Origin of the sequence: Priestia sp. AB (genome assembly GCF_028369225.1) — a bacterium.
GTDB classification, from domain to species: domain Bacteria; phylum Bacillota; class Bacilli; order Bacillales; family Bacillaceae_H; genus Priestia; species Priestia megaterium.
Genome location: NZ_JAQMYN010000001.1, coordinates 600,776 through 624,180, shown reverse-complemented (window position 1 = coordinate 624,180; position 23,405 = coordinate 600,776). Strand labels below are relative to the sequence as shown.

The 23,405-nt window shown below is 38.8% G+C and carries 23 protein-coding genes and 1 other annotated feature; all 23 genes read right to left on the bottom strand.

From position 1 onward, the window contains the following. Positions 1-115 precede the first annotated feature (115 nt). Positions 116-1,423, bottom strand: coding sequence for a uracil-xanthine permease family protein (locus tag POF52_RS03235; protein WP_271989700.1), 1,308 nt, complete (start codon positions 1,421-1,423; stop codon positions 116-118). Positions 1,424-1,579: 156 nt separating this feature from the next. Continuing rightward, complete coding sequence (pyrR, locus tag POF52_RS03230) at positions 1,580-2,122, bottom strand: bifunctional pyr operon transcriptional regulator/uracil phosphoribosyltransferase PyrR (protein WP_013058940.1); 543 nt, start codon at positions 2,120-2,122, stop codon at positions 1,580-1,582. Between the two features lie 191 nt (positions 2,123-2,313). Then, positions 2,314-3,228 (bottom strand): RluA family pseudouridine synthase, encoded by a 915-nt coding sequence (locus POF52_RS03225; protein ID WP_013058941.1) that lies wholly within the window; start codon positions 3,226-3,228, stop codon positions 2,314-2,316. After that, positions 3,225-3,692 (bottom strand): signal peptidase II, encoded by a 468-nt coding sequence (gene lspA, locus POF52_RS03220; protein WP_013084844.1) that lies wholly within the window; start codon positions 3,690-3,692, stop codon positions 3,225-3,227. The genes POF52_RS03225 and lspA overlap by 4 nt, the downstream gene beginning before the upstream one ends. An 80-nt stretch (positions 3,693-3,772) precedes the next feature. Further along, entirely contained in the window at positions 3,773-4,060 is a 288-nt protein-coding gene (locus POF52_RS03215) for a conjugal transfer protein TraR (RefSeq protein WP_271989696.1), read from the bottom strand. A 170-nt stretch (positions 4,061-4,230) separates the two neighbouring features. Continuing rightward, entirely contained in the window at positions 4,231-6,996 is a 2,766-nt protein-coding gene (ileS, locus tag POF52_RS03210; RefSeq protein WP_271989694.1) for an isoleucine--tRNA ligase, read from the bottom strand. A gap of 70 nt (positions 6,997-7,066) precedes the next feature. After that, positions 7,067-7,287, bottom strand: a binding site (T-box leader). Between the two features lie 69 nt (positions 7,288-7,356). After that, positions 7,357-7,851 (bottom strand): DivIVA domain-containing protein, encoded by a 495-nt coding sequence (locus POF52_RS03205; protein WP_013058945.1) that lies wholly within the window; start codon positions 7,849-7,851, stop codon positions 7,357-7,359. Positions 7,852-7,935: 84 nt separating this feature from the next. Next, positions 7,936-8,709 (bottom strand): YlmH family RNA-binding protein, encoded by a 774-nt coding sequence (locus POF52_RS03200; protein WP_271989692.1) that lies wholly within the window; start codon positions 8,707-8,709, stop codon positions 7,936-7,938. Between the two features lie 51 nt (positions 8,710-8,760). Then, entirely contained in the window at positions 8,761-9,030 is a 270-nt protein-coding gene (locus POF52_RS03195) for a YggT family protein (RefSeq protein WP_013058947.1), read from the bottom strand. Positions 9,031-9,033: 3 nt separating this feature from the next. Further along, positions 9,034-9,501, bottom strand: coding sequence for a cell division protein SepF (locus POF52_RS03190; protein ID WP_013084848.1), 468 nt, complete (start codon positions 9,499-9,501; stop codon positions 9,034-9,036). 16 nt (positions 9,502-9,517) lie between these two features. After that, complete coding sequence (locus POF52_RS03185; protein ID WP_271989690.1) at positions 9,518-10,201, bottom strand: YggS family pyridoxal phosphate-dependent enzyme; 684 nt, start codon at positions 10,199-10,201, stop codon at positions 9,518-9,520. Positions 10,202-10,208: 7 nt separating this feature from the next. After that, positions 10,209-11,030, bottom strand: coding sequence for a peptidoglycan editing factor PgeF (gene pgeF, locus POF52_RS03180; RefSeq protein WP_271989688.1), 822 nt, complete (start codon positions 11,028-11,030; stop codon positions 10,209-10,211). 74 nt (positions 11,031-11,104) lie between these two features. After that, on the bottom strand, positions 11,105-11,359 hold the full coding sequence (locus tag POF52_RS03175; RefSeq protein ID WP_013058951.1) for a YlmC/YmxH family sporulation protein: 255 nt from the start codon (positions 11,357-11,359) through the stop codon (positions 11,105-11,107). A 348-nt stretch (positions 11,360-11,707) separates the two neighbouring features. Then, complete coding sequence (sigG, locus tag POF52_RS03170; protein ID WP_013058952.1) at positions 11,708-12,487, bottom strand: RNA polymerase sporulation sigma factor SigG; 780 nt, start codon at positions 12,485-12,487, stop codon at positions 11,708-11,710. A gap of 148 nt (positions 12,488-12,635) precedes the next feature. Beyond that, positions 12,636-13,355, bottom strand: a complete 720-nt coding sequence (gene sigE, locus POF52_RS03165) for an RNA polymerase sporulation sigma factor SigE (RefSeq protein WP_013058953.1) — start codon at positions 13,353-13,355, stop codon at positions 12,636-12,638. A 30-nt stretch (positions 13,356-13,385) separates the two neighbouring features. Then, a complete protein-coding gene (gene spoIIGA / locus POF52_RS03160; protein WP_176583397.1) occupies positions 13,386-14,309 on the bottom strand; it encodes a sigma-E processing peptidase SpoIIGA in 924 nt (307 codons plus the stop codon). A gap of 276 nt (positions 14,310-14,585) precedes the next feature. Continuing rightward, positions 14,586-15,743: a cell division protein FtsZ gene (gene ftsZ, locus POF52_RS03155; RefSeq protein WP_013058955.1), complete on the bottom strand. Its 1,158-nt coding sequence runs from the start codon at positions 15,741-15,743 to the stop codon at positions 14,586-14,588. 41 nt (positions 15,744-15,784) lie between these two features. Continuing rightward, positions 15,785-17,080 carry a cell division protein FtsA gene (gene ftsA, locus POF52_RS03150; RefSeq protein WP_013058956.1) on the bottom strand — a complete coding sequence of 432 codons (1,296 nt, stop codon included), beginning with the start codon at positions 17,078-17,080 and terminating at the stop codon, positions 15,785-15,787. A gap of 425 nt (positions 17,081-17,505) precedes the next feature. Continuing rightward, positions 17,506-18,264, bottom strand: a complete 759-nt coding sequence (locus POF52_RS03145) for a cell division protein FtsQ/DivIB (RefSeq protein WP_016765445.1) — start codon at positions 18,262-18,264, stop codon at positions 17,506-17,508. A gap of 153 nt (positions 18,265-18,417) precedes the next feature. Next, on the bottom strand, positions 18,418-19,323 hold the full coding sequence (gene murB, locus POF52_RS03140; RefSeq protein WP_013058958.1) for a UDP-N-acetylmuramate dehydrogenase: 906 nt from the start codon (positions 19,321-19,323) through the stop codon (positions 18,418-18,420). Between the two features lie 540 nt (positions 19,324-19,863). After that, complete coding sequence (gene spoVE / locus POF52_RS03135) at positions 19,864-20,964, bottom strand: stage V sporulation protein E (protein ID WP_013058959.1); 1,101 nt, start codon at positions 20,962-20,964, stop codon at positions 19,864-19,866. A gap of 61 nt (positions 20,965-21,025) precedes the next feature. After that, the gene (murD, locus tag POF52_RS03130; protein ID WP_013058960.1) at positions 21,026-22,375 is read right to left on the bottom strand and encodes a UDP-N-acetylmuramoyl-L-alanine--D-glutamate ligase; all 1,350 of its coding nucleotides are present in this window, start codon (positions 22,373-22,375) and stop codon (positions 21,026-21,028) included. Continuing rightward, a complete protein-coding gene (gene mraY / locus POF52_RS03125) occupies positions 22,376-23,350 on the bottom strand; it encodes a phospho-N-acetylmuramoyl-pentapeptide-transferase (protein WP_013058961.1) in 975 nt (324 codons plus the stop codon). It lies immediately after the preceding gene. Between the last annotated feature and the right edge of the window lie 55 nt (positions 23,351-23,405).

Below are 23,405 nucleotides of genomic sequence, written 5' to 3'. Positions count from 1 at the left end.
TCTTTATAAAAAACACCCTTTCTAACTTAGAAAGGGTGTAAGAAAACAAGCTTCGTCTATAACGCGCTTTTCACACACCCTTAGAAACCTCTCTGGATTTCAATTAAAAGGCGTTCTATGAAATTTTTCGTGCTGACGTTTGTTGAACGTTTTCTGCTTCTTTTACCTTCTCTTTCGGCAGAACTAGATTCAGCAGAACTCCCATGATAGCAGACAGTGCCATGCTATCAATCTTTACATGTTCTGAGATATCTAAGTGTGCTCCTCCGATTCCTAACACTAAGATAATCGAAGCAATCATTAAGTTTCGTTTTGATCCAAGGTCTACCTTTGCATCCACCATCATGCGCAAGCCTGATGAAGCAATGATTCCGAATAAGAGAATTGAAATCCCGCCCATGACCGGCGTTGGTATACTTGAAATAAGAGCGTTGATTTTGCCGACAAACCCGAACAAAATCGCGAAGACTGCTGCGCCTGCTATTACAAATACGCTAAGCACCTTTGTGATGGCTAACACTCCGATGTTCTCACCGTATGTTGTATTTGGAGGTCCGCCGATCAGCGCAGCAAGCATAGTGGCTACTCCGTCTCCTAAAATCGATCTGTGCAGCCCTGGTTTTTCAATATAGTTTCGATCCACAATCTTATTTAAGACAAGAATGTGTCCGATATGTTCTGAGAGTGTTACGACTGCTACAGGTACCATGATAAGCACAATCCCTAATGAAATGGACGGCGTGTATGTGACGAACGGCACGTAGAAGTGAGGTATTTCAATCCACTCTGCTTTCACTACCTTTGAAAAGTCTACCAATCCTTGTGTATAAGCGAAGATGTATCCGCCGATAATTCCCATCAGTACCGGAATTAGACTGATAATGTTTTTAAAGAAGATTGAGCAAGCAACTGTTATCGCTAGCGTCACAAGCGCAACCATCAGGTAAGTTAAGCTGTAATTTCCTTTTGCATCGTTCATAGCCATGCCTACTGCTGTATTAGCCAGTCCTAAGCCTATAACCATAATAACTGGTCCTACTACAACCGGAGGAAGCAGCTTCATAATCCAATTAATTCCTGTTCCTTTTATAATCAAAGCAACGATTCCATACACAAGTCCGGCTAAGAAACAGCCAACCATCGTTTCTTCAGGTCCAAACGAAGCTTTTGCGAAAATGATTGGCGTGATGAACGCGAACGATGAACCAAGGTAAGAAGGAATTTGACCTCTTGTAATGAGCAGGAAAGCAAGCGTTCCTACCCCGCTTGAAATCAAAGCAATTGCCGGGCTGAATCCCACTAGGAACGGCACTAGCACCGTCGACCCAAACATTGCAAACAAATGCTGCAGACTCAATGTTAACCAATTTACTGCTTTTGGTTTATCATGTATATCAAGTACAAAATCTCGTTGTTGACTCATATGTTTTTCCTCCTATCACTATTAAAAAACCTCTTTACGCAGAGGCAAAGAGGTTTTCAGCATACAAGGAAGACGCTATACCGCAGTATAGTTTTCCTTGTATAGTGACCCCCCTTTTGCAGCCTCACGGGACTACTATTTAAAAGGGTATATAATTTATTTTTCGTAAATAGACACGTGGTCTTTTTCGTCTACTTCCATCAAATGCACCGCAATTTTTTCACTTTTAGCTGTCGGTACATTTTTACCAACATAGTCTGCTCGAATCGGCAGCTCGCGGTGACCTCTATCCACTAAAACAGCCAGCTGAATGAGTTCAGGTCGGCCGATATCAATCAGTGCATCAAGTGCTGCTCGAACCGTACGGCCCGTATATAACACATCGTCTACTAGGATGACGTTCTTATTTGCAATATCTGTCGGAATATCTGATCCTTTTACGAGAGGCTCATCATTGCTTGTCACTTTCGATAAATCATCTCGGTAAAGCGTGATGTCTAGTTCTCCGACTGGCAATGTGTTTCCTTCAATTTGTGCAATTCGTTCTGCTAAACGTTTTGCGATATAAATACCTCGCGTTTTAATCCCCACTAGCACACAATTTTCGATTCCTTTATTCTTTTCAATAATCTCATGTGCAATTCGAGTTAAAGCGCGGCGGATAGCCTGTTCGTCAAGTACGGTAGCTTTTACGTTCACTGTTTTTCACCTCAAGTTGTTGACATAAAAAAATCCTCTTGCCTTGAGGCAAGAGGATTTGGTTTTAAACATATTTCTTCAAAAAGGCTATAAATATGCCTTTTCTGCACCGTTTCCTTCTCAGCCTCTCCGGACTGTTCTTAAAGGTTCTTATTAAGTTAATACAAGTATGCCATCACTTATGGCAGTTGTCAACTTCTTTTTTCAATAAGCTCTAGCATCTCATTAAACTCTTTTGGAGCCGGTGCTTCAAATTCCATATATTCATTTGTACGAGGGTGAATAAAGCCTAATACACCTGCATGAAGCGCTTGTCCGTCAATCGGAAGCGTTTTTTTCGGTCCGTACTTCGGATCCCCGGCAAGCGGAAAGCCAATATACTTCATATGAACGCGAATTTGGTGTGTTCGCCCCGTTTCTAGCTTACATTCGACTAGTGAAAAATCTTTAAAACGCTGCAATACAGTAAAGTGCGTCACTGCATCACGACTGTTTTCATCAGTCACCGTCATGCTTTGACGATCTTGCTTATCTCTGCCGATTGGCGCATCAATTGTACCGTGATCGTGCGCAATTACTCCGTGAACGATAGCTTTATAACGACGCGTTACTGTTTTAGCTACAAGCTGACTAACTAGTGATTCATGAGCTAAATCATTTTTTGCAACCATAAGTAAACCGGATGTATCTTTATCAATTCGATGAACGATACCAGGGCGCATAACGCCGTTAATACCGGATAAATCTTTACAGTGAGCCATTAGGCCGTTTACAAGCGTGCCGCTATGATGACCAGGAGCTGGATGTACAACCATGCCGCGAGGTTTATTTACAACAAGCACATCTTGATCTTCATAATAAATATCTAAATCCATTTCTTCCGCTACCACATCAAGCTCTTCTAGTTCAGGCACTTCGATAATAATAGCGTCTCCTGTTTTACATTTATAGTTTCCTTTAACGGTTTTATCGTTCACTTTTGCGTGACCTTCTTTAATCCATTGCTGCACTTGTGAACGTGACCATTCTGCATTTACAGTCGAAAGTACTTTATCAATACGTTCTCCCGCTTGTTCTTCATTTATAACTGTTTCAATTACATTCATTCTTTGTGCTCCTTCTTCATTTTCCCTTCAAACAGCGTCATAATAAACATGATGATTACTCCGACGACAAGTGCCGAATCGGCTACGTTAAAAATCGGAAAATCATACGTAAAGATGTATGTATTTACGAAATCAACTACTTCTTTACGGACCACTCGATCAATAAAGTTTCCAATGGCGCCGCCTAACATTAATGCTAGCGCAATACCGAACCATTTATCTTGTTTTTTGAGCTTTTGAATATAAATTATTAAACCGACTACCACAACCACCGTAATGAGATAAAAGAACCACATCTGTCCTTGTAAAATCCCCCACGCGGCTCCTCTGTTACGATGAGAGGTAATGTAAAGAAAGTTTTCAATTACGGTGATGCTTTGTCCATAATACATTTCTTTTACAATCATCCATTTTGTTACCTGATCAATAAGTATAACAGCTAAAGCGATAAGATAATAAAACACAAACGTTTTCCTCCCGCAATAAAATCAAACGAATCCATACTAAAGCATTTTAGCACATAATTCATTTTTTTTCTCGCTTCTCACCATAAAACAAATAAATCTTCATTTGTGCGGGCCGTCGGCATTACTTTTAATTTATGAATAGACATCACTTCGCCAGTTAGTTCATCAATTCCGAACACACCAACGTCAAGCTTTGCTAACGCGTGTTCTACATCTTTTAAATCGGCTTTAATCATTTCTATTACGTAACGTTCCTTTTCATCTATATAACCAGATTGTTCTGTAGCATATCTCAATAGGCGATCTTGTAATTCTTCTTTAATAAGAGCTAATTCCTGTCCAATGGAAAGATAATTTTCATACATTCAAACGCCTCCTGTGCTGATAAGATGAAGTATTAATGATGTTAGGTTTACCGAGTTTTCCATCGAATCTACAACACAAGTTTTTCCTAAGGCTTTAAATGCTTTATACCATTGTATTTGGGAATTTCGTACAGCAAAAAACACGCCCAAAAAGGACGTGTTTTTGTTAATTACTGCTGAACGTAGTGATTTTTTACAACATCCGCACAGCGTGTACATAAAGTCGGGTGATCTTGATCTTCGCCAACTGTTGGTGATACAACCCAGCAGCGCTCACACTTCTCACCTTCTGCTTTACTTACAACAATTGAAGCATAGCTGAATTTTTGTGCTTCAGCAGGTGCTTCACCTTCTGCTACCTCAAGATCTGAAACGATGAAGAGTTGACCTACATTTTCAGAAATAGATGCTAACAGTTCTTTCGTATCTGCTGTTGGATACAGCGTTAATTTTGCTTCTAAAGACTTACCGATTACTTTTTCATTACGAGCCTGTTCTAGCGCTTTTAATACTTCATCACGAAGCTCCATGAATGCATCCCATTTCTCTACTAATTGATCTGCTCCTTCGATTTCTTGAACCTCTGGCATATCAACTAGCTGCACGCTTTCTTCCGTTACATTTGGAATGTGAACCCATACTTCGTCTGCTGTATGAGAAAGAATTGGAGACACTAATTTCGTTAACGATAATAACGTTTCATAAAGAACCGTTTGAATGCTGCGGCGCTCTACATTATTTTCTGCTTCGATGTACAATACATCTTTTGCAAAGTCTAAGTAGAATGAACTCATATCAATTGTACAGAAATTATGCACTGCGTGATAAATGCTTGAGAATTCATATGAATCATAAGATTTTTTCACTTTATCAATTAATTTGTTCAACTTCACAAGCATGTAGCGGTCTACTTCACGAAGGTCTTCAACAGCTACAGCATCAGTTGTTGGATTAAAGTCCGCTAAGTTTCCTAGTAAGAAACGGAACGTGTTGCGGATTTTACGATATACTTCTGCTACTTGTTTTAAAATGTTATCAGATACACGAACATCAGCTTGGTAATCTACAGAAGCTACCCATAAACGTAAAATATCTGCACCTAGTTGTTTCATTACTTTTTCTGGAATTACAACGTTTCCTAATGACTTACTCATTTTGCGACCTTCACCGTCTAAAGCAAATCCGTGGCTAAGTACCCCTTTATAAGGTGCTTCACCCGTTACAGCTACGCTTGTAGAAAGACTTGAATTAAACCAGCCGCGGTATTGGTCAGAACCTTCTAAATACAAATCAGCCGGACGCTGTAAGTCTTCACGTTCTTCAAGAACAGCTTGATGTGAAGAACCAGAGTCAAACCATACGTCCATGATGTCTGTTTCTTTTGTGAAGCGGCCATTTGGGCTTCCTTCATGAGTAAAGCCTTCCGGAAGCAAGTCTTTTGCTTCACGCTCAAACCATACGTTTGATCCATGTTCTCTAAATAGATTTGATACGTGTTCGATTGTTTCGTCCGTAATGATTGGCTCATCATTTTCAGCATAAAATACCGGAATCGGAACGCCCCATGCACGTTGGCGAGAAATACACCAGTCGCCGCGGTCACGCACCATGTTATAAAGTCGCGTTTCACCCCAAGTAGGCACCCATTTTGTTTTTTCTACTGCTTTTAATAAATCTTCACGGAAATCTTTAATAGACGCAAACCACTGTGCTGTTGCACGGAAAATTGTTGGTTTCTTTGTACGCCAGTCATGTGGGTATGAGTGGGTAATGAAACTTAATTTTAACAGCGCGCCTTCTTCTTCTAGTTTGTCTGTAATCGGCTTATTCGCTTTATCATAGAATAACCCTTCAAATCCAGGTGCTTCATTCGTCATATGACCCTTACTGTCGACTGGACAAAGAACTTCCAAACCGTATTTTTGACCAACGATAAAGTCGTCTTCCCCGTGTCCCGGTGCTGTATGAACACACCCAGTACCAGCATCCGTTGTTACGTGATCCCCAAGAACAACTAATGAATCACGCTTGTAGATTGGATGCTCGGCTACTACACGCTCAAGTTCTGAACCTTTTACCGTACGAAGCGTCTTATAGTCAGCCCATTCAATTTCTTTAGCAACTGTTTCAATCAGTTCAGTTGCCACTACATATTTTGCTCCATCTGCTTCAACTACGCTGTACTGAAGCTCAGGATTGACAGCAATCCCTTGGTTAGCTGGCATTGTCCATGGTGTTGTCGTCCAAATGATGAATTTTTCATCTTGTTCAAGCACACCTTTACCATCTTTTACGTTAAACGCTACGTAAATAGAAGCTGAACGCTTATCATAGTATTCAATTTCCGCTTCTGCTAAAGCAGATTCACTTGAAGGGGACCAGTACACAGGTTTTAACCCTTTATAGATGTAGCCTTTTTTCGCCATGTCACCAAACACTTTGATTTGCTGCGCTTCGTACTGCGGCTGAAGCGTTACATATGGATTATCCCAATCTCCGCGTACACCTAAACGCTTAAACTGCTCACGCTGGCCGTTTACTTGTTCCCAAGCATACTGTTCGCAAAGCTTACGGAACTCAGCTACCGTCATTTCTTTGCGGTTTACTTTTTTATTTTTTGTTAAAGCTGTTTCAATTGGCAAACCGTGTGTATCCCAGCCTGGTACATAAGGTGCGCAGAAGCCTGACATCGACTTATAGCGAACGATAAAATCTTTTAAAATTTTATTTAATGCATGTCCCATGTGAATATCGCCATTCGCATATGGAGGTCCATCATGCAGGACAAATAGCGGACGGCCTTCCGTACGTTTTTGTACTTTTTCATAAATATTCATTTCAGCCCACTGTTCTTGCATTTTAGGCTCGCGGTTCGGTAAATTTCCACGCATTGGAAATTCAGTTTTTAGCATCAATAATGTATCTTTATATTCCATGTTTTACCCTCCAAAAAAAACGTAAATTTCATATCTTTTTGTACCATAACAAAAAGACCTCCTCATCCCAAAAAGGGACGAGAAGGCCTCCCGCGGTACCACCCTAGTAGATTTGCTGTACGCAAATCCTCTTTGCATTCGTAACGTGAATAAACCGCCACTGCTTACTATCATCAGTTCAGCAATGGTACTCTAGGGTGATTTTCACTTTTTTGTTTGTTATCGAGCTCACACCATCCTCGATTCGCTTTGACAAACTAAAAAAGCTACTGTCCCTGTCTCCGTACTGTTTGATATGAAATTTCATCTGTTACCAAATTATATGACAACAAAACGTGAGAAGTCAAGATGATGTCTTGACTAGTCAATTTTTTCTTCTAGCGCTGGCATCTCATAATCCATCAACTGATCCCAGTCGTCGCTGTTTAACATTTCAAGCTGTGCTTCGATTAACATTTTGAAACGAGTTCTAAATACTTTAGACTGCTTTTTCGTCTCCTCAATGTCCATCGCAATTTTACGAGACTTAGACAGTGCTTCATTAATAATACGGTCCGCATTTTTTTCTGCTTCTTTTATAATGAGCTTCGCTTCTTTTTCAGCGTTTCGCTTCACATCTTCCGCTGCTTCTTGAGCAATTAAAATTGATTTATTTAACGTTTCTTCGATGTTAGTAAAATGTCCAAGACGATCTGTTAATTCAGATACTCTTCCTTCTAACTCCTTTTTATCACGCATGACCAGCTCATAGTCTTTAATTACTTGGTCAAGAAACTCATTTACTTCATCTTCATCATATCCGCGAAATCCGCGATTAAACTCTTTGTTATGAATATCCAAAGGGGTTAAAGGCATCTAGGCCACCTCCGTGTTGTCTCATTACGTCATTAGTAATGGTTTATTCGACATATTTTTAAAATTTCCTGCTAGTAGATTTCTTTATTTCTGCTTTCCTACAACAATTCGCCATTTTTCTTTTTTGGTTTTGCCTTCAAGTGAAACGATACGACTTCTGCCGTGACCACGAAGCGACAAAATATCACCTTCATGACATTCAAAAGAAGGCTGTTCAATGACTTTAAAATTTACTTTTACCGCTCCATTTGCAATAAACGGCTGGACTTTTTGTCTTGATAAATTGTGAATGGTCGACAGCAAAACATCAAGCCTCATTGAAGAAACTGTATAAACGTGTTCAACCAGCTCTTCTTTTAAAACATGCAGCTGCTCTCTTTGAATAGAAGAAAGTGAAACTTTGGCTTTTCCAATTGATGTTAAATTCATCTCAATATAAGAAGAAATTTCCTCTGCAACTACAAGCTGAATATCGTCTCCCGCGACCAAAATATCGCCAAATTTTGAACGGCGCAGTCCTAAGGACATCGCCGAACCAAGAACTTGAGGATGTTCAATCGTCACAAACTTTTTAGGATAATTGAGCTCGTACATATGCAACTGAAAATCTTCGCTTTGAGGTACATAGTAATCCGGATATAGCAGCGCACGCTTGCGTTCAGCAAACGGTTGTCCACCATCAAATGAAACTTGAACCTCTCCTTCAGTCCCGACAATAGCCGTCACAATCTGCTGCTCTCTTGGATCTAAAAAGTCCGTTAATTTTGGGCTGTATTGATGTAGGACATCTTCTTTCCACTGAAGAACCTGGTCAATAAATCCATGTTCTTCTTGCCTAAAATGTTCATAAATAGACATATTATTACTCCTACTATTGGTATGTAAAAAAGGAATCCAGCGATTCCTTTTTTAAATAAAACCCACCACATTATTAAGTGAATACACGCCTCTTTCAGCAAATCGCAATAAAAAGATTGCAACAAGAGGTGAAATATCAATCATGCCAATAGGCGGAATGATTTTACGAAAAGGCTCTAAGTAAGGCTCACAAATACTGCCAAGCAGCTGACCAAACTTAGACGCCCTTACATCGGGTACCCAAGACATCAAAATGTAAATAATCAGTGCCCATGAGTAAAGCCCAATTAATTTTCCAAGAATCCCAAAAACGATGTCCAAAAACTACCACCTCTTTACGTTTGTTGTATCGTGTTCTCCCATCATATCTGAAATGCTTCCGCTTACGTCTACATTATCAGGTGTACATAAAAAGATGTCGGTTCCAATTTTTTGAATGTCCCCGCCTAAAGCATAAACTGTACCACTTAAAAAGTCGACAATTCTCACTGCTTGATCTCGTTGAATGCGCTGTAAATTAACAACTACGACTTTACGATTTTTTAAATGATCCGTAATTTCTTGTGCTTCGGCATAGACGCGAGGTTCGCAAAGCATCATTTTTGATGATTTTTGAACGCTTTGCAAGCTAATCACATTTTGCTGCTGATTCGGCTGCTGACTAGCTTTCGCTGCTGGTCTCGACTGCTGTACAGGCTCTTCTACCGACTCTTCTTCTTCGTAATGTTCTTCTACATATTCAGTATCATCATCAAGAGCAAAAAAACTTCTAAAGCGATTTTTCATACTCATCTTGAATTACACCTCCTTAACGTTCATTCCCAACTAACGTGGTTCCTAGTCGAATGAATGTTGCTCCTTCTTCAATTGCAATTGCATAATCGTTTGACATTCCCATTGATAGCTCTGTACACGGTGCATATGGCAAGTTTAGTTCTTGTATACGACTCTGCAATTTTTTTAGACCTTGAAAACAGCTGCGAAGCGTTGACTCGTCATCTGTGTGAGGAGCCATGGTCATCAATCCGACCACTTGGATATTTGCAAATGCTTCAAGAGATTGAATAAATGGAATTACATCTTCTACAGCAAGGCCATGCTTTGATTGTTCTTCGGCAACATTAACTTGTACAAAACATTTTATACGATGTCCTGCACGTTTATCAATTTCTTTTGCTAAAGATAATCGGTCTAGTGAATGAATATAGTCAACTTTATCAATCACATTTTTTACTTTTCTTGTTTGTAAGCTTCCGATAAAATGCCAGGTCGCTTTCTCACCGATTGATTCATACTTTTCTAGAAGACCTTCATCCCTGTTTTCTCCGAGATGTAAAATGCCGGCATCCACTGCTTCTGCTGCTCGTTTTGTGGAAACGTATTTTGTTACAGCAATCAGCTCTACATCTTCTCGATTTCGATTAACTTTTTTACACGCTTCAGCAATTGTTTGTTGAACTGCTTCTAGATTTTCACTTACGCTAGCTGTCACTATGTAATTACTCCTCCTTAAAGCCTATGAAGTTAAACATGCGTCCTGTTTTCCCTTGGTCGCGGCGATGTGAGAAGAACAGGTCATCTTCACAGCTTGTACAATACGACGATGTTAAAATTTGTTCCGGCAATACGCCTGCGTTTTGAATCAGCAGCTTATTGACTTTTTTTAAATTAAGCGCGTATTGTCCAGGACTTACTTCTTGATATCCATTTTGGCCAACTACTTCGTTTACTTGTGTAATGACGCGGTTATCGACAACATAACAGCAATCTTCAATCGAAGGGCCAATCGCCACGTAAATATCTTCAACCGGAACATTTTCTTGCTCTACCCAACGTCGAATCATATTTCCTGCAATATCTTTCACTGTTCCTTTCCACCCAGCATGAGCTAGACCTACTAAATGGTGATCAGGCGCATAGAAGTACAGCGGAACACAATCTGCATAACATAAGGCTAACAAAATATCAGATTCATTTGTATAAATGCCATCCGTTGCTTTTATGCCCTCTTCATACTTGTAGAGTCCTTTTGCACAGTCGGCTTTTGTTACTTTTTGAACAGTTGCTTCATGTACTTGTTCAGCACATACAAAGCTTTCAAAAGACCTGTCTAGTTCGGCTGCTAAAATTTTTCTATTTGTAATAACATCTTCTACGTTATCGTTTACGTGAAGCCCTAGGTTAAAAGAAGCAAATGGAGGTTTACTCACGCCACCATTTTTTGTGGTAAAACCAGCAACAAGCATATCATTCTTTTCTACCCAAGGGCTCAGCCACATAAACGACTCGTGATGGCTTTTTTTTAATGGCTCAGGATTCATGTATGTGACACATCCCTTGTTTCATTTGTTCTCACATATTGTACCACAGATTGCTAGGTGCTGTTGACAAAAAACTAATTCTCTTCAGGCTGAAATGCGTCTTTATAACGTACTAAAATGACATCAGAACCAATTTTCACAATATTTTTCCACGGAATCACAATTTCATCATCTTTTCCAAAGAAGCCCAATACACGAGAGCCTCCGATAATGACGGCCTGTATTTTTCCCGTTGTTAAGTCAATATCAATATCCCCTACATTTCCAAGTTTTTTGCCATCAGCTACATTCACTACATCTTTCAGCTGGAATTCTGAAATCTTTAACATGCTCTCTCCTCCTATAGCCAACTTTATTCCTTAGCCTATATATATTTTCAAATTTTCATTTCATGAAGGAAAAGCTTATTTTTTCTCTGCCATTCTCGTTCTATAGGCATTTTGTCCGCTAATTACACATTTTTTCATCAAAAGACATTCTCAACGAGTAGCTAGAAGTCCTCACAGCAATAGGAAACCGGATATGAATATCTTTTGGTCATGTATTATACATTGATATATACAAAATAAGCACCGTGTCTGTTTTTATAGACACGATGCTTATTAAGTTGAACATCAAATAAAGTGAATGGTATTAATTGTATGAACGCGAGCAGCTGCCAGTTTAGATAGCTTTTGTTAACTTTGAATATTTTTATTCATCTGTTTAATAGCAGCTTTTTCTAAACGAGAAACCTGCGCTTGAGAAATACCAATTTCTTCAGCAACTTCCATCTGTGTTTTACCTTGAAAAAAGCGCTTTCGTAAAATTAGTTTTTCTCGCTCGTTCAATCTTCTCATACCTTCTTGCAAAGCAATTTCTTCAATCCAAGTTGAATCACGGTTGCGTTCATCGCTTAGCTGATCCATGACATAGATTGGGTCTCCACCATCATTGTAAATAGGTTCAAATAGAGAAACCGGATCTTGGATAGCATCTAAAGCAAACACAATTTCTTCATGCGGCACTTCTAGGACTTTTGAAATTTCCTCAGCTGTAGGTTCCTTGGATGTTTCACTCATAAGCCTTTCACGAACTTGAAGAGCTTTATAAGCAATATCACGAAGGGAACGAGAAACACGGATTGGATTATTGTCACGTAAATAGCGGCGAATTTCCCCTATAATCATTGGGACAGCATATGTAGAAAACTTCACGTTTTGACTTAAATCAAAATTGTCAATGGATTTCATTAATCCAATACATCCAACCTGAAATAAGTCATCAACAAATTCTCCACGATTGTTAAAACGTTGGATCACGCTGAGTACGAGACGTAAATTTCCGCTTACTAGCTTTTCTCTTGCTGTTCCATCTCCAGCCTGCATTTGTTTAAACAACTTTCGCATTTCTTCATTTTTTAATACGGGAAGTTTCGAAGTATCTACTCCACAAATTTCTACTTTATTTCTTGTCAACTCTTTCCCTCCTAACAGGAGATGATGTTCTGAATTCAGTATCTCCTCAGAAGGAAAAAATATGCACTTTTACAATTCTGACAATTCCACGCTAAAAAAGCTGATTGTATAAGATGCTTCTCAGCCCTTATACAATCAGCTTTTTTACTTAAACCATTTTATTAAATTCTTTTCGCAGCCGTTTAATAATTCGTTTTTCAAGCCTTGAAATATAAGACTGAGAAATGCCTAGCATATCAGCTACATCTTTTTGCGTTTTTTCTTCTCCGCCGGCTAGCCCAAAGCGCAGCTCCATAATTTGCTTTTCACGATCATTTAATTGGTGCAGTGCTTTCAACAAAAGTTTTCGATCCACATTCGCTTCTAGGTCTTTTGTGATGATATCTTCTTCGGTTCCCATCACGTCAGATAATAGCAGTTCGTTTCCATCCCAATCAATATTTAACGGCTCATCAAATGAAACTTCAGATCGAATTTTGTTGTTGCGGCGCAAATACATTAAAATTTCATTTTCAATACAGCGAGAGGCGTACGTCGCTAGCTTAATTTTCTTTTCAGGATTAAACGTGTTTACTGCTTTAATTAAACCGATGGTGCCAATGCTAATTAAATCCTCAATATTGATTCCCGTATTTTCAAACTTGCGGGCAATATAAACAACAAGTCGCAAATTACGCTCAATCAACAGCGAACGTGCTGCTTCATCTCCTGATGGAAGTTTTTTTAAGAGCACTTCTTCTTCATCTTTTGTTAAAGGGGGTGGAAGAGCTTCACTTCCTCCTATATAGTACACTTCATCTGTTTTTAGCTTAAGCTTAATTAATAATTTGTACCACCATAATTGAAATCGAATTCGATATGTAGCCATTTTGTATCCTCCTTTATTTGTTCACACCTTTTACGATGCGGAACTTACTTCTCCAATAACAATAAGCTTCGGATGAACAATACACTCATATTGCTTCTCCACTGAAAGCGTTGTATGACTAATACCTACTAATACTTTAGTGACTTCAATCGTGTTGGACTGATGCACCAGCCTTACCATATCTGGCTTTAGAGCAAGCAGCAACTGGTTGGCTTGGCCTACGCTTCGATAAGGGACAAAGCGGACTTTTGAATACCACTCTTGATCAATATCTTCGCTGTGTGAAAAGGATTGGACATTTTTGCTTAATTCCATTAAGCCTTCAGGCAATATTTCCTTTAAAGAATCTGCTGTAACAATCATAACCGGGGTTTTCGTCAGCGGATCTACAAGCTGGTTTCCGCTATCAATAAGTCCTTTCATCAACAGCGTCTGTTCGTTTAAAATAACTTCCACATCTACCAGCTGATCAAATGTAATATTTTTCATTCGCAAATCATCAACTCGTGCTTTTGAAAAATAAGATAATAGCGGAAAACCGATAAGAACAAATATCCAGCTAATAGGATCACCAAACTGTGGAGATTTCGTATCAACCATTTGATTAAGAACAAGGAACTGATCTTGAAATAAAAAGTGAACGCCCATTAATCCTCCACCAACAACAAAAGTTGCAAAATAAAACGTTAATAAATTCTCAAAGAAAAAGCGCAGTCGTTTATAACCAAACGTCATCAATACCATAAAAAAAGAGAATAAAATTTTAATAGCAGGGTGAACCATAAGATGAGAAAAAGGCGTAAACATAAGAAGGACAATCAATGAACCGATAAAGCCGCCAAGCAAAAGCCTCCACCACTTGTAATTCCGTTTAAGTACAACTGCACATAACATTAGTAAAATCGTATCTAATCCAAAATTCAGCATCCATATTAAATCTAAATAGATTGGCAATGTTTATAACCTCTCCATTCTTTCTGAATTTTTCTGTTAAAAATTAGTATATAGTACATCCTATTAGAAAGTCTGTCAGTTCATGCCGAGAAACAAGCAGTATTTTTGAGGAAATCATTCGATATTTGTCACACCACTTTTAGAAAGAAAACACAAACCCTTTGAAGGCATCATATTGACCATGTCGAATGTTTTTTATATCCTTTTGGAGTTTTCTAGCTTCATGGCATAAAAAAAGACCTCTGTATAAAACAGAGGTCTTGGCTTTTTATTTTATTAGCGTCTACGATTACGGTTTCGTAAGAATGTTGGAATATCTAGCGCATCTTCAGACTGTGGCTGAGATGGACGCGTATATTCTTGCTGTACAGGTTCTTCACGCTTTACTTCACGCTTCGGCTGTGGAGCCGGCTGCTGTGTCGATTGCTGCATGCGATTCGCCGATAACGAAGGACGACCTGGTTTTGGCTGTGATAAATCTTGGTCACTAAAGCCAGTTGCAATAACTGTAACAACAATCTCGTCTTTTAGGTTTTCGTTAATAACAGATCCAAAGATCATGTTCACTTCTTGGTCAGAAGCCGAAGCAACGATATCTGCAGCTTCTTGTACTTCGTAAAGACTTAGGTTTGTACCGCCTGTGATGTTCATTAATACACCTTGAGCGCCATCGATAGATGTTTCAAGAAGTGGACTTGAAATAGCTTTTTTAGCCGCTTCAGCAGCACGGTTTTCACCAGTAGCAATACCGATACCCATAAGGGCAGATCCTTTGTTAGACATAATTGTTTTCACGTCAGCGAAGTCTAAGTTAATTAATCCAGGAACTGCGATTAAATCTGAAATACCTTGCACACCTTGTCGTAATACGTTATCCGCTTCACGGAATGCTTCTAGCATTGGCGTGTTTTTATCAACGATTTCTAATAAGCGATCATTTGGGATAACAATCAGCGTATCCACTGCTTCTTTCATTGACGCAATGCCGCCTGCTGCTTGAGTAGAACGCTTACGACCTTCAAACGTAAACGGACGAGTAACAACACCTACCGTTAGTGCTCCGAGCTCACGAGCAATTTGGGCAATGACTGGAGCTGCACCAGTTCCAGTTCCTCCACCCATACCAGCTGTTACGAAAACCATGTCTGCACCTTTTAGTGCTTCTTGGATTTGTTCCTTACTTTCTTCAGCTGCTTTTTTACCAACTTCTGGATTAGCACCTGCACCTAATCCTCTTGTTAATTTAGCGCCGATTTGCATTTTTGTTTCAGCTTTTGATAAATTTAATGCCTGTGCATCTGTATTAACTGCAATAAATTCTACACCTTGGACGCCATGTTCAATCATTCGGTTAACCGCGTTGTTACCGCCGCCTCCGACACCGATTACTTTAATCGTCGCTAATTGGTCTACACTTGTATCAAACTCCAACATGATAGTTCCTCCTAATTCTTCGAAATTACCAATCCGTAACGTTAATCAAAGAAGTATCCAAAAAACTTCTTCATTAAATTTTGGTCATTTTTCTTTTTCGGCTGCTCAGCTGATTGTTGCGGCTGCTGTGGTTTCGGGCTAGGTTTGATCATTTCTTGCTCAATCGGCTCTTCTTCCACAACTGGCGCTCCAATTTCCCGGCCTTGTATTTTAGCATTTTTGTATGCAAATTTTATTAATCCTACGCCTGTTGTATAATGCGGCTCACGTACTCCAATATAATCAGGCACTGCTATGCGCACGTTATTCTTTAAAATTACTTGAGCTAGCTCAAGAATACCAGGCATCGCTACTACTCCGCCTGTTAAAACAAATCCTCCTGGAATATCTTTGTATCCTAGGCGATTTACCTCCTGCGTAATCATATCTAAAATCTCTTCTAATCTAGCTTCAATAATATCAGAGATTTCGAGCTGATTAAACTGCTGATGCTGATCGCTTCCAATGATCGGTACACTAAATACTTCTTCTTCAGAAGCATGATCGTAGAAAGCATGTCCATGCTTTATCTTAATATTTTCCGCATCTTCAGTCGATGTGCGAAGGCCAATCGATAAATCCTTGGTAATGTGCTCTCCGCCAACAGCTAGTACATTTGTTACTTTCAAATGTCCTTGGTCAAAGATCGCAACCGTTGTTGAACCTCCACCGATATCTACCAGTGCGACACCTAAGTTTTTTTCATCACGAGATAATGCAATTGAACCAGCGGCTAGAGGCTGTAAACAAATATCACTGATTTCTAAACCAGCTCTTTCTACACAGCGTAATAAGTTATGTAAAACCGTTCTAGATCCCGTTATGATTGTGCCTTCCATTTCTAAACGTACCCCAATCATACCTCTAGGATCATTAATACCTTCTAAGCCATCTACAATAAATTGCTTTGGAATAACATCAATGATTTCACGATCTGGCGGGATAGACATGACTTGAGCAGCATCAATTACTCGATGAATATCTTCGTTTGTAATTTCACGATTCTCGCTTGACACGGCTACTACTCCGTGACAATCCTGTAAAAATACATGATTTCCGCTTATGCCCACTACAACCTTTTTAATTGTAATGCCTACCATTCGTTCAGCTTGTTCTACTGCTTTTCTAATAGATTGAACTGTTGCATCTATATCAACGATAGAACCTTTTTTTAGTCCGTGTGATTTAACATTCCCTACACCAATGATATTCAATGAATCGTTACTCATCTCTCCGATGATTACTTTCACACTGGATGTACCGATGTCTAAACTAACGTATATTTCATTGCTGTTCATTCTTTGGCACCTCCTTTTTCTTTCTGCACATGTCATCTTAATAAATTAAGAAGAACAACAATATTAATTTTTTATTATATGAAAATATTCCACAAATACATCTGTTTCCCTTTTGTAAAATCAATTTTTTTCAAGTTTTTCACAGACTTTATCTCTTTCAAAGAACAAAACGTTCTGGTTTTGACTTTTTTTTAGATTTAAGCCTAAAATTCACTGAAAAAAGCTATTTAACTACAAGTCTACACTAAGATGTACACTGAGAAAAGCGAAACTTACCTAGAACAAATATTACATTTCCATTTCACAGCAACGGAGAAGAAAATCATATGTATGCAGAATACTTGCATGTGATTATACAATGTACGAGGGCTAGTTTGCCAGTCTCAACTCATCTATTTCCTTTAATTAACACTTATAAAAAATAATTACTGCTTGCTCTTTTTATAAGGTTTAAATGCATATCCTTCTTCTAAATCAATAATACCTTTTTGATCATCACTCAATTTACTTGCAATAGCCGGGTAATGAACAATTTTATCAGAGAAGTTGCTAATTTTCCCGCTTACTTCACGCGTATCATTCATAAACACCTCGATGTGAAGAGGTTCTGATTTTGTCGGCGCGTAGTAAATCTCAGAAATAGCCCCTTTTATGCTCTTAGGCGTTTTAGCTAATTCTTGAACCATGCTTTGTATAGCGTCTCCGTCTTTCCAGTCAATTAGCAGCGGAGCGTCGGATGACACTTTCTTAGCACTTACTTCTTTTAGAACTTTCCCATTTTCATTCACAGGGAAATATTTATTCCCCGAGGTTACATATGCAATTCTTGCGTACTCTTTTACGTCGATTACGACCTTATTAGGAAATGTTTTGTGAATGACTGCTTCCTTTACCTCAGGGTTTTTTTCGACTTTTTCTTGAATTTGATCAGCATCAGCTTTCCAGTAGCTGGTTTTTTTGGACAGACCACTCGCTTTGACAATATCCTTATCACTTACATGTTTATTCCCTTGTACTTCAATGTTAGAAACATTACTCAGAGAAGATTGAGAATATACAATAAATAAAATAAGGATGAAAAAGAGTGATAAATACAAAATCAGCCGTCTATTTGCTTTTTGCTTTCGCTGTTCTTGCAGCTTCGGTACCCGATCTTCTAAAACAATTAACTTACCTTTTTCCATTTTTTTCACCCTTATCCATTTGAGAAAATAAACGAGGAATTACCATCTATTTATTTCCAATCTTTGCTTCATGAGAATATCCCCATTATAGCATAGAATAAACACATAAAAGCTACCTTTTCACGCATAACCATACAGCCACGGGCTGGGTAATTAGCGACCGATAATCTCAACTTCTGTATGAATATCAATATCGAATTTCTCTTTAATTGTTTTCTTAACATGAGCAATTAAATTCAGCACATCTGAAGCCGTTGCATCTCCTGTGTTGACAATGAAGTTCGCATGCTGTTCACTAATTTGCGCCCCGCCTACTGAAAAACCTTTTAAGTTGGACTTTTCAATTAAGTCTCCTGCATAATTTGGAAGCGGATTTCTAAAAATACTGCCTGCACAAGGGAAATTCCAAGGCTGTGTTTCGCGGCGATAGTCTTTATTTTTCTGCATGACCGCCACAATATCATCTTTCGTTCCCTTTTTCAAACGCAGCACGGCTTCTACACATACTCCAGGACGGTCTTTTTGTAGAATTGAATGACGATACGAAAATTGAAGCTCTTCATTTGTCAGCCACTCAAGAGTGCCATCTTCAAATAAAATAAGCGCTTTTTCGACTACATGAGACATATCAGAACCATGGGCACCTGCATTCATATAAACAGCGCCTCCCACAGATCCAGGAATTCCACTTGAAAACTCCAGCCCAGACAGACCTTGTTTTGTAATAACTGTTGCAAGCTTGATGCTAGGGTATCCCCCACCTACAGTAACCGTCTCTCCATCTACTGTTAAATCATCTAATCCGGCTCCGAGCTTAATGACCACACCTTCAATTCCCTTATCAGAAACAAGAAGATTAGATCCTCGACCAATCGCTCTCCATTTCACGCCGTGTTTTTTAATAATATCCATTGTAACTTTTAAGTGATCAACAGAATCAGGTTCTACAAGCACATCTGCTGGACCACCAATTTTCATTGTTGTATGTTTTGCTAGCGGTTCATTTTCACGAACCTTTCCAATATTCGCTTCGACTAACTCTTTTACTAACGCTTCCATAAGAACCTCCTAAAACCCTCTTTGCTGTTATAAAACTTTCATGTCAATGCGCCCTTACTTCTAATGCATAAGAATAATAAGAACAGATTCATAACTAAGCAGCAGCACCTTGTAAGATACCTTTTTTCTACCAAGGCACTCTATTCTGTTGTCAATTTCATCATTTTTATTTATCGTATGACATTCACCCATAGAATGTACGTTCATCTGCTATATAAAGTAATTTTGATTGTTTTTTTATCGTTTTTCATTTAGAAGTTAAACACATGCTGACAGTCATAAAAAAACGCTACGCTCATAAGTGCACATACGTTCACCTAATCACTAAGATAAAACATTTAACCTTACACATCATACCATAGTTGGACTCAAAATTGGTTATCACAACATTACATTTTAAAAACATTTCATACAAAAATATCATCTACCTGTAAAAAATCGAAAATAAACCGCCAACAAAATCCGGCGTGCACTTGGATTTAAGATGACGGTTTACTTCAGTAGACCATTGCCTACTTGACATTATACAATTTTTTTCAATTAATAGCGAGAATATCTACTAACATTTAACAAAACTCCAACTGCTGCCAGCATGAGCGTCAGCGATGATCCGCCGTAACTTAAAAATGGAAGCGTAATTCCCGTAACAGGCATAAGACCTGTTACCACGCCTATATTAATCATGACTTGAATCGCAACCATTGAAATAATTCCTAAGGCTAAAAACGTTCCGTAAAGATCAGGAGCTCCGAGCGCTACTTTAATTCCTCTCCAAAGCAATAAGCTAAACAAAAGAAGCACAAGCGTTCCGCCGATGAAACCGAGCTCTTCTGCCAGAATAGCAAAAATAAAATCAGTTTGAGGCTCCGGCAAATAAAAGAACTTTTGTCTGCTTTGCCCTAACCCTAATCCAAGCAATCCCCCCGGCCCAATTGCATAAAGAGATTGAATGATTTGAAACCCGCTTCCAAGCGGATCTTCCCAAGGATTTAAAAATGAAGTGATGCGTTTAATCCGATAAGGAGCCGATAAAACAAGCCCTACAAAACCGGCAACGCCAAGCAACCCAAGACCTGCAAAGTGACTTACTTTTGCTCCTGAAACAAAAATCATGACTAAACAAGTTCCAACAAGCACCGTTCCCGTTCCTAAATCCGGCTGCATCATAATAATGCCAAACGGTAAGAAAACCAGTAATAACGCCGGTAACATGCCTTTTCTAAAAGATGTAATCTTCTTCTGGTTTTCTGATAAATATTTCGCTAAAAATATAATCATAGCAAACTTCATAAATTCTGAAGGCTGAATCGAAAACGCTCCAACTCCTATCCAACTTTGCGACCCATTCCGTACTAGCCCTACTCCCGGAATCAATACAAGTACCAGCATAACAAAGCAAATGATTACAATTGGCTTCGCCCACGTACGCCACATCCAATAATCAATATTCATGATGACAAACATCGCGCATACTCCAAGCCCTGCAAATAAGAGCTGGCGTTTAGCAAAGAAAAAAGAATCATTAAACTTGTATGTAGCCCATACCGCACTTGCGCTGTATACCATGATAAGGCCGATGGTTAGCAAGGAAAGCGTAACGATTATGAGAAAAAAATCTGGGGTAGACCTTTTTGTCGACACTGTCACACACCTCTAAAAATAGATTAGGGCTAGTGTATTTTCTAGGTGTTTAGACAAGCCCTTATTTCAGTTTATGCACAGATTCAATAAAGATGTCACCACGTTCTTCAAAAGTTTTAAATTGATCCCAGCTTGCACAAGCAGGAGATAATAAAATAACATCTTCTTCATCTGAACAAGCATATGCTTCTGAAACTGCTTGTTTAACATTATCGACACGTTTTACAATTTGTATTCCCGCTTCTTTTGCTACGCGTTCAATTTTAGGAGCCGTTTCACCAAACGTAATCACAGCTTTCACATTTTTAAACTCTTCTTTTAAATCATCAAACTCATTGCCGCGATCGAGTCCACCTGCAAGTAAAATCGTCGGCTGCGAAAAAGCGGAAAGAGCTACTTTTGTAGCAAGCATATTCGTAGCTTTAGAGTCATTATAAAACTTACGTTTGTTGATTGTCGTGACATATTGAACGCGGTGTTTAACACCAGCAAACGTTGTGAGCACTCGGTAGATAGCTTCATTTGAACAACCGTACAGCTTCACAACGGATACAGCTGCTAAAATGTTTTCTTGATTATGTTTGCCTGGCAGCACCACATCTTTTAAAGACATCACTTCTTCATCTTTAAAGAAAATGGTTTCGTTTTTAATATACGCTCCTTCTGTCGTTTGAGCTGTAACAGAAAAAGGTACTTTTGTCGCTTTAACATCTGCACTTGCTTTCATCACTAGCTCATCATCCGCATTAATAACGGCAAAGTCTTCACTTGTTTGATTGTTAAAGAGATTTGCTTTCGCTTTGATATATTCCTCTTTTGTGCCATGATAGTCTAAGTGAGCATCAAATAAATTCAATAATAAAGAGATTTTCGGACGGAATTTTTCAATTCCCATCAGCTGAAAAGAAGAAAGCTCCGTTACAATTACATTGTCCTTTGTTGCTTTTTGCGCCACTTCACAAGCTACTGTTCCAATATTTCCAGCAATCAACGGCTGCTTTTGATCTTCTTCTAACATTTTATAAATTAGCGTTGTTGTTGTTGTCTTCCCATTGCTTCCCGTAATTCCGATAAAAGGAGCTTCGCTAATTTCATAAGCCAATTCTACCTCTGTTAAAATCGGAATATTTCGCTTTAATGCTTCTTGCAATAGAACGTTTGAATACGGAATCCCAGGGTTTTTTACAATAACATCCGCTTTGTCTAAAAGCTCAAGCGGATGATGTCCACACACAACTTCAATGCCCGTTTTTTCTAATTCCTGTGCTGCTACGTTCTCTTCGTACGGTTTTTGATCATTAACCACTACTTTAGCACCAAGCTGTTTAACTAACTGAGCGGCTGCTAAACCGCTCTTCGCTAACCCTAAAATAAGTACTTGTTTACCTTGATACGTATTGACTGATTTCATTTAAATCCACACCTCGATATAAATTCCAAGCATTGCAAATAATAGTCCTACAGCCCAAAAAGTCATAACTACGCGCCATTCCGACCAGCCGCTTAGCTCGTAATGGTGATGAAGCGGGCTCATTTTAAACACACGTTTTCCTGTTGTTTTGAAAGATGCGACTTGAATAATAACAGATAGTGTTTCAATAACAAACACACCACCGATAATAACAAGCAAGAATTCCATTTTCATTAAAACAGCCACCGTAGCGATAGCTCCTCCTAGCGCTAAAGAACCCGTATCTCCCATAAATACTTTTGCAGGATGGGCATTAAAAACTAAAAATCCTAACACAGCTCCTACTACAGCAACTGAGAAAATAGATAATTCAAACTGCTCTGCATTCCAAGCAAGAACTGCAAATGCACCAAAAGCAATCGCACTTGTACCAGATACAAGTCCGTCTAATCCATCCGTCAAGTTAACCGCGTTTGAAAAACCAACAAGCCAGATGATGAGGAAAACAACATAAAACCAACCTAAATCGATTGGGTCTTTAATTCCAGGAATCGTCACTTCAGTTGAAAACTCAAACTGTCTTGCAATAAAGTAAAAAATAATTGAAATGACAACCTGACCTAAAAACTTTTGTTTAGATGTTAATCCAAGGTTACGCTTTAACACTACTTTTATAAAATCATCTAAAAATCCTAATAAACCAAATCCGATTGTGACAAATAATAATAGAAACGTCTTATATGTAAGTTCTGCATACTGATTGACCATAATAAGAGTTGCCACAATAATAGATAATAAAATCATGATACCGCCCATTGTAGGTGTACCTGATTTTTTCTGGTGAGATTTCGGGCCTTCATCACGAATACTTTGACCAAACTTTAATCTTCTTAAGAAGGGAATAAAAATCGGCGACAATACAACCGTAATTAAAAAGGCTACGCCGATTGTCAATAAAATTGATTGTTCTAGCACGATGTTCCCTCCTTAACTTCCAACTCATTCCGACTCATTTTGTTCTCTACCCATT

Bases quoted from the DNA above. Each gene is read 5' to 3' on its own strand.
- POF52_RS03235 (WP_271989700.1), bottom strand. From the start codon at position 1,423: ATGAGTCAACAACGAGATTTTGTACTTGATATACATGATAAACCAAAA.
- POF52_RS03225 (WP_013058941.1), bottom strand. From the start codon at position 3,228: ATGAATGTAATTGAAACAGTTATAAATGAAGAACAAGCGGGAGAACGT.
- POF52_RS03215 (WP_271989696.1), bottom strand. From the start codon at position 4,060: ATGTATGAAAATTATCTTTCCATTGGACAGGAATTAGCTCTTATTAAA.
- ileS (WP_271989694.1), bottom strand. From the start codon at position 6,996: ATGGAATATAAAGATACATTATTGATGCTAAAAACTGAATTTCCAATG.
- POF52_RS03205 (WP_013058945.1), bottom strand. From the start codon at position 7,851: ATGCCTTTAACCCCTTTGGATATTCATAACAAAGAGTTTAATCGCGGA.
- POF52_RS03200 (WP_271989692.1), bottom strand. From the start codon at position 8,709: ATGTCTATTTATGAACATTTTAGGCAAGAAGAACATGGATTTATTGAC.
- POF52_RS03190 (WP_013084848.1), bottom strand. From the start codon at position 9,501: ATGAGTATGAAAAATCGCTTTAGAAGTTTTTTTGCTCTTGATGATGAT.
- pgeF (WP_271989688.1), bottom strand. From the start codon at position 11,030: ATGAATCCTGAGCCATTAAAAAAAAGCCATCACGAGTCGTTTATGTGG.
- POF52_RS03175 (WP_013058951.1), bottom strand. From the start codon at position 11,359: ATGTTAAAGATTTCAGAATTCCAGCTGAAAGATGTAGTGAATGTAGCT.
- sigE (WP_013058953.1), bottom strand. From the start codon at position 13,355: ATGGCTACATATCGAATTCGATTTCAATTATGGTGGTACAAATTATTA.
- ftsZ (WP_013058955.1), bottom strand. From the start codon at position 15,743: ATGTTGGAGTTTGATACAAGTGTAGACCAATTAGCGACGATTAAAGTA.
- ftsA (WP_013058956.1), bottom strand. From the start codon at position 17,080: ATGAACAGCAATGAAATATACGTTAGTTTAGACATCGGTACATCCAGT.
- POF52_RS03145 (WP_016765445.1), bottom strand. From the start codon at position 18,264: ATGGAAAAAGGTAAGTTAATTGTTTTAGAAGATCGGGTACCGAAGCTG.
- murB (WP_013058958.1), bottom strand. From the start codon at position 19,323: ATGGAAGCGTTAGTAAAAGAGTTAGTCGAAGCGAATATTGGAAAGGTT.
- murD (WP_013058960.1), bottom strand. From the start codon at position 22,375: ATGAAATCAGTCAATACGTATCAAGGTAAACAAGTACTTATTTTAGGG.